Genomic DNA, 8,830 nt, shown 5'->3' with positions numbered 1-8,830 from the left:
AAAATAGATATCCTCCTCACTTTGTCAGAGACCGATCTTGAAGATGATGAAGGTATGTCAGAGGTGGTTGGATTTCTTCAGGGATCGAGGGACATTTTTCTCAACAGGGCTGCTGTTGATTTTTCCCAGGTATTTTTTAAGGTACGCGGTTTCGATACCTCTGAGGGGCTTGTCCTTATCAATGGCCTGCCCATGAACAAACTCTACAATGGCAGGCCTCAATGGAACAACTGGGGAGGCCTAAATGATATCCTGCGCTACCAAACGCACAGATCATATCTTAATCCATCTGAAGATGCCTTTGGGGGCCTCTTGGGCGGTGTAAACTTCTCTATTTATCCTTCCGTGCTTAGGCCGGGTATACGCCTGTCGAGCTCTGCATCCAATCGCTCATATTCGGGCCGGTTAATGGCTACCTACGCATCCGGAAATAGTGACAAAGGGTTTACAGTTGCTTTCTCCCTATCGCGTAGATGGGCTTCTCAGGGGTATATTGAAGGTACACTATATGATGCATACTCCTTTTTTGGAGGGCTTGAATTTGATTTGGGAAAGGGAAGCAGGTTATCTGCCCAAGCCATTTCAGCCCGCAACAGAAGGGGCAAAAGTTCCCCAATTAGTCAGGAAGTTTATCAAATCTCGGGGAGGCAGTACAATCCTAACTGGGGATGGCAGGAAGGCCGGATTCGTAACGCCAGGGTACGCCTGATATCCGAGCCTATTCTTATGCTCAGCTATAAGCTGAATTCCAATCGTGTGAACTTCAGGATAGGGCTGGCCTATCAATTTGGCAACCAAACACAGGGCAGATTGGGTTATTACAATGCACCGAATCCTGATCCTTCTTATTATCGCTACCTCCCCAGCTACTACCTGAACAGTGGTTTTGGCAACAATAATGAAAATGCATACTCGGTTAGGCAGGAATTTTTAAGGGAGGGTCAGATCTCCTGGGAAGACCTCTACCTGGCCAATGCCAATCATCCAGGAGGTAAGGCAGCGTATCTGACCTACTCTCAAGTGGAGCGAAGCAGGTCGCTCATTTCCGGAATGACGGGGAACCTGAGGCTTGCAAAGCATTTACATTTTGATCTGGGCGTTTTTACCAGGAATACAAGGACACAGTATTTCTCTCGCCTGGAAGATCTGCTGGGTGCTTCCTTTCATGAGGATGTGGACCCCTTTAGTGACACGCGAAACAATATACAAGGAGCTCTTGAAGTTGGGGAGGGAGAACGTTTTGCATATAACTATGGTATACAGCAGCAGGCTCTGGATGCCTTTGTTCAGGGACGCGTAGAGACGAAAAAGTGGGAAGCTTTCGGAAGTGTTGCTCTGTCTGGCCGGAAATATCAGAGGACAGGAGAATTTCAGAATGGCCGTTATCCTGAGAATTCCCTGGGTAAGGGTCCTGGAAAAATGTATACAGGGCTACTCCTGAAAGGAGGGTTGGGTTATAAGCCCAATGCCCGGGTCTTATTTAATATTCGGGGAACAAGGCAACAACGACCGCCCCATACCAGGGAAGTGTTTATACAACCACGGGAGAACCATGAAAGCGTTTCCCACAATGCCCTTCCCTTGGTTACGGCTTTCGAAGCGAATATGTTACTTCGATTCCCTAATCTCAACGGCAGGATTTCTGCGTACACCACCGGTTTTAAGAATACTACTGAAATAGGTCAGTACTTTACTGATTCAGGCCTGGGTTCTGATTTTGTCTATGAAGTACTAACGGATGTGCATACCCGGCACAGGGGGATTGAATTCGGACTCGAGTACCACCCGGGAACGACGGTGACCTTTTCCATGGCGGGAAGTATAGGAGCCTATCGATACGCCAAAAACCCAGGGGCAGAACTGTATTTTGACGTTGCAGCCGATGATCGAAGCCCTATCCACCCTTCCGGGAAAGCTGACCTGGGGAATGCGCAACTTCAGGGCCTTTACCTGGGGCGGGGCCCGCAACAGGCACTGTCATTGGGGATTACTTATCGCGATCCCGATTATTGGTTTGTCAGCACATCGCTGAACAGGCTGAGCAAAAACTATATCGATGTATCCGCATTGACAAGAACACAAAGCTTTTATCTGGATCCTGAAACCCGGGAGATCACTTTGGACATTGACGATACTTTAATTGGGAATTTGACAAAACAGACGCCGCTACCCACCGTTCACCTCCTCAATGTGGTTGGGGGTAAGTCCTGGTTATTCCGGGGAATGTATGTTGGGGTATTCGCCAGTGTCAATAATGTATTGGACGCAACCTTCAGGACGGGTGGATTTGAGCAAAGCAGAAACGGGCACTATCAGCAGTACGTGGAAGATAACCTCAGTGCCACCCCTTTATTTGGCCCAAAATACTGGTATGGCTATGGGCGTTCTTTTTTTCTTAACCTAAGTGTAAGCTTTTGAGACAGCTGGGAAATAAATATTCAGTAGGGGGCTTGACTGGTTTAAATGGTTTATGGGTCCTTTTATTCATGGCCTGTGTGGCGGATAACAATTTTGGGAACCTATCTGAGTGTGAACAAAGTCTAACTCCCAACACCTCCCTATCAGAGATAAAGGGCCTCTACCAGGGAGCAACCCGGAAGATCACAGAAGACCTTATTGTTGAGGCTTATGTAATTTCATCCGATGAACACGGCAACTTTTACGGTAGCCTGCACCTGCAGGACAAGCCTCAAGATCCACAGGAGGGACTGGAGGTTTTGGTAGACCTTCAAGACACCTACTTATTCTTTCCTCAGGGGAAAAAGGTTCTTATTAATGCCAGGGGATTATATCTGGGACAAAGTAAAGGACATTACCAATTGGGAACTGCCTACCAGCTATTTGGGCAGCAAATGGTTGGTCGAATTCCCAGGAATCAGGTCAAAAACCACCTTGTTGCAACATGTAAAATACAGGCAGAGGTAGTTCCAAAGCGCATCACTCTGGAGCAGATAGAGGAACAAAAAGCCAGCACATGGGTAGTACTGGATTCCCTTCAGTTCGTTGAAGACCAGCTGGAGCTCAGGTTTGCAGATCCGAAACAAGAATCCACCCGTTTGCTGGAAAATTGTGATGGAAACACCATTAAATTGGAAACCAGTGGTTATTCGGATTTTTACGATGATCCCTTACCCGAAGGAAGAGGGGAAATTTCAGCAGTACTCGTTCCTGAAAAGGCAGGATTTCGATTAATCGCCCAGGGTCCCAAGAATGTGAAATTTACGGGGGATAGATGTAAGAAACCGCCCCCTCCGATTTCATCAGATGAGGTCTTCATTTCCGAAATAGCAGATCCGGATAACAACAGCAGGGCACGTTTTATTGAACTCTACAATGCAGGAGACAATAGTCTGTTACTAAATGGCTGGGTACTGGAACGTTATACCAATGCAAATTTGGAACTGGGATCAGCCATAGACCTCTCCGGGCTTGAAATTAAATCTGGGGAAGCTATTACCCTTTCTGCAGACGCCGTAGTCTTTGAAGAAGTATATGGCTTTTCCCCTACCGCAGAGGGGGGACTTAACACTGCAGCGGATTCCAATGGGGATGACAACCTGTTGCTACGCGATCCGTTTGGGAAGGTGGTTGACATTTTTGGAAGGATCGGGGAAGACGGGTCCGGCACGGACCATGAATTTGAAGACGGGAGGGCATTGCGCCTCAGTAGCGTCTCCAGAGGGAATCCCCTTTTTGATCCGGTGGAGTGGACCGTCTTTAACGATACGGGAAATGCAGGAACGATCAATCAACCTCAAAGGGCCCCGGAAGACTTCAGTCCGGGTGAACATTAGACCGTATACAGATAGCTCGGATTTCAAATCCGAGCTATCTGTTTTCAAATCCGAGCTATCTGTTTACAAAAGTTCAGCACGTATCCCCTGCAAATCCTCCATGGTCATGGGCTTTAGTATGTAGTTCTTGATTAGGGGATAGGCCTGTATACGTTCCAGGTCCCTGGGGTCTACCGAAGAGCTCATGATATAGATATACATACCATCGGTATCTATTCCAGGCAGGTTGAGTAGCTCTTCCAGGAATTCCCATCCGGTCATGATAGGCATGTTGATGTCAAGAAACATTAGGGAAGGCAGCGAACTGTTTGTATGTACCACTTTTCTGAAATGATCCAAAGCCTCCCGCCCATTGCTGAAAACCGACAAGTCTTCATAGAAGTCAATTTCCCGCATCAGGCGTTTGGCCCCATATAAGAAGATATGGTCATCGTCAATCAGGCAAACGTGGTTTATTTTTGTCATTCCCGCTCAATACCTCCTATGCTTTTTTAAAGGTGAGGTGAAAGGTAGTTCCCACCCCAACTGTGCTCTCTACTTCGATCTTACCCTGCATGGCTTCTATCTGGTTCTTGGTGATAAACAAGCCAATGCCTTTGGCGTCTTTGTGCGTGTGAAATGTTTTATACATCCCAAATATCTTACTCCCGTGCCGTTCAAGGTCTATTCCCTGACCATTGTCCTGAAAGGACACTCGTACCTTGTTATCCTGAACGCTTGCCTTTATAGTAAGTTTCAGGGGGCGCTCCGGGGATCGATACTTGAGGCTATTGGTAAAGAGGTTCAGGAAGATGCTGTCCAGGTAGGCCGGGATGGCTTTTATTCTAATGTCCGAAGCCACTGACATTTTTGGTCTTACCTGTTCTTCTTCCATCATAACCGATACATTCTTCTGAACGGCATGCAACACCTCCAATAGATTCAGATCCTTGATCTTGTCTGCCGATTCAGTCTTCAGTTGGACAACTTCCGTAAGGTGTCCCACGGTTTCATCCAGTGTTTCTGAGGCTTCTACAAGCATTTTAACCAATCGTTCACGTTCCTTATCATCCTTCTCTGACTCTAAAAAGGAGGTCAGCATAGACAGGTTGCTGGAATGTGATCGCAGGTTATGGGAAACGATATGGGCAAAATTCATCAGGCTGTCATTCTGTTCAGTGGTGATAGAGAGGAGGTCCTTCAGGCGTTTTTCTGAAATAACTGACTCCGTAGTATCCCAATTCGCTCCAATCATCTTCAGCGGGTCGCCATCGGCATCCCGCTCTATATATCCTTTACTCCTGATGTGGCGAATTTCCCCACTGGGCCAGAGGACACGGAATACCGTATCGAATTCAGCAGCCCCCTGAAGAGTGAGTTGCACCCCCTCTTCGCGAACTCTATCCCTGTCTTCGGGATGTAATGCGGCTTCAAAGGCTTCATTAACACCCTTAAAGTCTGATTTGTGTATCCCGTATAGCAGGTACATTTCATCACTCCACTCCAGTTTGTTTTTTACGAGATCATACTCCCAAATGCCAATATGGGCCGATTTGGTAGCTAAAGCCAGGCGTTCCGAAACCAACCTGCTCCGTTCCTCCATGCGTTTGCGACTATCAATGTCCTGGAAGGTTCCCAATAAACGAATGCATTTTCCATTTATCAGCTCCGCTTCCCCTTTGGCATGCACCCAGATCTCATTGCCTTTCGCACTAATAATACGTAGTTCCGTATCCCAGGGGGAGCCATTGGCGATGGCTTCACTGACAAGGGCTGTTATTTTTTCCCGGTCCTCCCCTTCTTTATAAAAGTTAATTCCTTTTTCAAGGTCAGGAACATAGTCCTCTGGGACTTCATGGATTTCCTTGGTCACCTTGGACCAGTAAATCGTATTATTCACTAAATCTACTTCCCAACCCCCAATCCGGGCCACTTCCATAGCTCTGCTGATCAGCTCTTTATCTCTATGTGATTCGGTTACTTCCTCATAATAGATCACATAACCATTATATTGACCATCATCAGCTGTCCAAGGACTTAACTTCCACTCATACCATTGAGGAAGTCCATCGAGAGGAATAAAACGACTCACCTCCTTTATGGATGATTTCCCTCCAAAATAAGCTTCGTTGATCTTTTTAAATGAGTGGGGAACATGAGGAACCACAGTAAAGTAGTTAAGTCCAGTCAGGTCCTTTTTATGATGTATCTCTTCTGCAAAACGGTTGGAATAGTTTAGAATATTTCCGTTGCTATCAAGTACGGCAACAGAAAAAGGCGATTGCCTTATTGTAAATTTGGTGGTTGCTGTTTCCAAAAGGGCTGTATTTTGATGAGTATTAAAAGTACATCATTTCCAGAAACGTAAGAAATTACCTAAATAATTTGTGGTAAAAGCGCTAAAATTTGTAGTCAAATCCATTTTTTGACAAATAAAGGGAACCGGATTTTGGGGTAGTTCTGTTCAAATAGCATTTTCCGTATTTTTGGGTGCATGGATACAACTGCATTTTTTGAGGCTATTCGAAATGGAAATAAAGAGGGCGTTACAAAGGCCTTAGACACCCATCCCGATTGGGTAAACTCCAGGGATCCGAAGGGCTACACCCCACTGGTTCTGGCTGCCTATTACGATCATAGGGAAATCGTCGGGTTACTTTTGGAGAAGGGTGCTGATGTTACCCAAAAAGACGGTACGGGAAACAGCGCCCTGATGGGTGCATGTTTCAAGGGATTTAAAGCTGTAGTGGAGATGTTGATAAAAGCGGGTGCAGATGTGAACGAACAAAACGCCATGGGGGGCACATGCCTTATCTACGCCACTACCTTCAACAAAGAGCCTATTGTTCGCCAATTGCTGAAGCATGGTGCCAATCCCCGCTTAAAGGACCAGCGCGGGCAATCCGCCCTGGACCACGCCAGGATGCAGGGATTTACTTCACTCGTAAACTTGTTGGAAGGATATCAGTAAACTAAATTAGGATATGAAGGAACTGCGACTTGCCCTGGTTCAGACCCCTTTGGTTTGGGAAGATCCCAAAGCCAACCAGGATGTTCTTGCCAAAAAATTACAACAGCTGAACGGGAAGGCAGACCTGATCATTTTGCCTGAGATGTTTACTACCGGGTTTACCATGGCCCCTGAAAATATTCCTGTTGAGGCAGGGCCCCTCAGTGTGGAATGGATGGGGACTATGGCCAGGAAGTATAATGCGGGCATTATGGGAAGTCTTGTATTCAGTGAGAAGAAGCAATATTTCAACCGCTTCTTTTTCGTTACCCCGGATGGCGTCCAGTACCACTATGATAAGCGCCACACTTTTACCCTGGCAGGAGAACACCATAAATACGTTGCCGGGAGGGAAAAGGTGGTTTGTGAATTCCGGGATTTCCGGATATGTCCGCAAATTTGCTATGACCTGCGTTTCCCAGTTTGGTCAAGGAATACTGAGGACTATGACGTGTTGATCTATGTAGCCAATTGGCCTGCCCTAAGGATTGGCGCCTGGGATACACTACTGAAAGCAAGGGCCATAGAAAACATGGCATATTGTGTTGGGGTCAACCGGGTAGGCAGGGACCCGAACGGACATGAATACCCTGGTCATACTGCTGTCTACGACTGTCTTGGGGAGCCCCTTGCCTTTTCAGAAAAAGAAGAGATTGTTTACGCTACGCTGAGTAAGGAGCACATAGAGGAAAACCGACAAAGATTGCAATTCCTTTCCGATCGGGATACGTTTATTGTTCAATGATAAAGGTTTCTACCTTTTCCCAGTTGGCTCTCATTTCAACCTCCATGGGGTAATACAAAACAGGTTCTGGTTGTACCTTTTTAAGGTAATCCCCGGTATCCCATTTCTGGTTCTGGTTGAGGTCAAAAATAAGTCGTATCAGATAACTCGCGGGTTCGATGTTATTAAACTCAAAAACCTGGGATTCCCGGGCATATAATTCCCGTTTGGTTACGCCCTTATTGTCTGTGAGCTGAACGATAACCGGGTAGCTCACTGCACCATTAAGGTTCAGCCTGAGGTTTCCGAAATCAGCATAACTCCCGGTGGTAAGCCTCAGGTTTAAGGTATCATTTGTTTCTCCGAAAAAATCAGTAATAGCACCCGGAAATACCTGCATCCGGTAACTTGCATTGGGGGTCTTTTCAAACGCTAAAGCGACCTGGTTATTCAGGGAATCCAATTCCATTTTCAGAGGAATTGCTGTAGAATCCTGATCCATCATTTCAAATTGTGTTGTATCGATGGAGATGATAGGAAGGCTTGCTTTCAGGCTGTAGGAATCCTCAAAATTGATATTGCCCCGATGGCTCGGGGTTATGATCAGAGAGTCGGGTTCCAGAGACCTTGTTTTCACAGTAAACGTATCCCGTTGACCCAGTTCTTCCTGAACAATTTCAAAGACCAGTGAGTCCCGTTCAAATGGGGTAAACCAATAGTTCAGGGTGTCCTTTTCAGGTTCGCGAGCCACCAGCGTGGATACGGTATCCGGGATAGGGCTCAGAGCAGAAATTTTAACATTTTCTGTGCCCCCGTTAAATCCAAAAACAATCCTGTTGGACGAGACCAGGCTGGGGATAACGGGACTGTAGGCCGGGATTTCCCTGAATAGGGTCAGGCTGTAAGCCGTATCCGTGGGCAAAACCACGGTGTCCTGAATGAATCCTATTTTGTCAGTTTTCGGATCAAAAAGGTTGTTTTTCCCTTCGTCTTTCAAGGCACGCAGGACATACTTCCCAGCTTTTAGGTTTTGCAGATTAAATGTGGTAGCGCTATCCAGGGTATTGGTAAGGTAGTAGGGGGGACGTTGATAAATAGCCGAATCCGTGTAAGCAGTATCCAATTCGTAGAGCATAACGCTGATAAACTGATCGGCTTTCAGGTTAAAGGCGTCTTTCACTTCCCCCCTGAGGGAAAGCGAGTCAATATAGTCTCCCGTGGAAAAAACATAGGTCAGGAAACTGTTGGGATTCCCTTCGTTGTTGTCCACAATGCTCTGTCCGAAATTCAGGGTATAGGTGGTATTTTCCAGTAAGGTGTCCT

At 46.5% G+C, this 8,830-nt stretch carries 7 protein-coding genes; 4 read left to right on the top strand and 3 right to left on the bottom strand.

Annotated elements, in window-relative coordinates:
* Nucleotides 1–2,418 (top strand): TonB-dependent receptor (locus AC4E7D_RS07880; RefSeq protein WP_490173264.1); only part of this gene is annotated, 2,418 nt, incomplete at its 5' end.
* 77 nt (nucleotides 2,419–2,495) lie between these two features.
* Nucleotides 2,496–3,794 (top strand): DUF5689 domain-containing protein, encoded by a 1,299-nt coding sequence (locus AC4E7D_RS07875; protein WP_490173263.1) that lies wholly within the window; start codon nucleotides 2,496–2,498, stop codon nucleotides 3,792–3,794.
* Between the two features lie 63 nt (nucleotides 3,795–3,857).
* Here the strand turns inward: AC4E7D_RS07875 and AC4E7D_RS07870 are convergent, their stop codons facing one another.
* Both AC4E7D_RS07870 and AC4E7D_RS07865 read right to left on the bottom strand, forming a co-directional pair.
* Nucleotides 3,858–4,259 carry a response regulator gene (locus tag AC4E7D_RS07870; protein ID WP_490173262.1) on the bottom strand — a complete coding sequence of 134 codons (402 nt, stop codon included), beginning with the start codon at nucleotides 4,257–4,259 and terminating at the stop codon, nucleotides 3,858–3,860.
* Nucleotides 4,260–4,275: 16 nt separating this feature from the next.
* A complete protein-coding gene (locus AC4E7D_RS07865) occupies nucleotides 4,276–6,090 on the bottom strand; it encodes a PAS domain-containing sensor histidine kinase (RefSeq protein ID WP_490173261.1) in 1,815 nt (604 codons plus the stop codon).
* Between the two features lie 177 nt (nucleotides 6,091–6,267).
* Here AC4E7D_RS07865 and AC4E7D_RS07860 point away from each other — a divergent pair, with 177 nt between their 5' ends.
* Together AC4E7D_RS07860 and AC4E7D_RS07855 are read left to right on the top strand one after the other, a co-directional pair.
* The gene (locus AC4E7D_RS07860; protein ID WP_490173260.1) at nucleotides 6,268–6,744 is read left to right on the top strand and encodes an ankyrin repeat domain-containing protein; all 477 of its coding nucleotides are present in this window, start codon (nucleotides 6,268–6,270) and stop codon (nucleotides 6,742–6,744) included.
* A gap of 13 nt (nucleotides 6,745–6,757) precedes the next feature.
* Nucleotides 6,758–7,528, top strand: coding sequence for an amidohydrolase (locus AC4E7D_RS07855; RefSeq protein WP_490173259.1), 771 nt, complete (start codon nucleotides 6,758–6,760; stop codon nucleotides 7,526–7,528).
* Here the strand turns inward: AC4E7D_RS07855 and AC4E7D_RS07850 are convergent.
* On the bottom strand, nucleotides 7,515–8,830 hold a 1,316-nt coding region (locus tag AC4E7D_RS07850), incomplete at its 5' end, for an Ig-like domain-containing domain (RefSeq protein ID WP_490173258.1). The two genes, AC4E7D_RS07855 and AC4E7D_RS07850, sit on opposite strands and share 14 nt — an antisense overlap.

This window comes from Lentiprolixibacter sp., from assembly GCF_982873095.1.
This window is presented reverse-complemented; position numbering and strand designations above follow the sequence as displayed.

Bases quoted from the DNA above. Each gene is read 5' to 3' on its own strand.
- AC4E7D_RS07870 (WP_490173262.1), bottom strand. From the start codon at position 4,259: ATGACAAAAATAAACCACGTTTGCCTGATTGACGATGACCATATCTTC.
- AC4E7D_RS07860 (WP_490173260.1), top strand. From the start codon at position 6,268: ATGGATACAACTGCATTTTTTGAGGCTATTCGAAATGGAAATAAAGAG.
- AC4E7D_RS07855 (WP_490173259.1), top strand. From the start codon at position 6,758: ATGAAGGAACTGCGACTTGCCCTGGTTCAGACCCCTTTGGTTTGGGAA.